The organism is Neobacillus fumarioli NBRC 102428, assembly GCF_001591485.1.
Taxonomy (GTDB): Bacteria; Bacillota; Bacilli; order Bacillales; family Cytobacillaceae; genus Neobacillus; species Neobacillus fumarioli.
Genome location: NZ_BCUZ01000273.1, coordinates 1 through 617 on the forward strand (window position 1 = coordinate 1; position 617 = coordinate 617).

General features: G+C 38.6%; 1 protein-coding gene. It reads right to left on the bottom strand.

The genetic code is table 11. From position 1 onward, the window contains the following. Positions 1-81 precede the first annotated feature (81 nt). Positions 82-617 (bottom strand): DDE-type integrase/transposase/recombinase (locus BFU02S_RS16135; RefSeq protein ID WP_157075978.1); only part of this gene is annotated, 536 nt, incomplete at its 5' end.

Genomic DNA, 617 nt, shown 5'->3' on the forward strand with positions numbered 1-617 from the left:
GACTATCGTCGCCCTTGATTTCATTCCTGAAATAGCTTTTTTAATTTTTGGGACAAAAGGAAGAAAAAATGGAAGGGAAGATTAAACCCGAACCTCTTTGATTTGCACCTTTTCCTTTTGTTGCTTCTTGTAAAATTCCATTGGTGACAAGTCTAGAATACTAGAATGCATGCGTCTTTCGTTATAAAAGATCATAAATTCAGTGACAACCTCGTAGGCCTGTGCATACGTTTCAAATTGCCATCTGGACAAGCAGTCATCCTCAAAGATCCGATGGAATGATTCAATATGGGCATTCATATTCGGTGTTTTCGGAGGAATTCTTTCATGCTCAATTTTATAATTTTCACAAAACTCCTCAAATGTATGGGAAATAAACTGTGGTCCATTGTCTGTTCGAATCACAGGTTTTTCCAATTCACCGCATAGTTGCCGTTTAAACAAGGCTCGCTGTAACGCTTGATTCACATCGTTGCCAGTACAACTCAAACCCATATGATAGTCCACTATGTTTCGATCAAAGACGTCGATTATGGACATGACAAAGAAAAATCGATCTTCACCTTCGACATAGCCGTATTTAATGTCTGCCTCCCATAATTGATTTGAACCGTCAA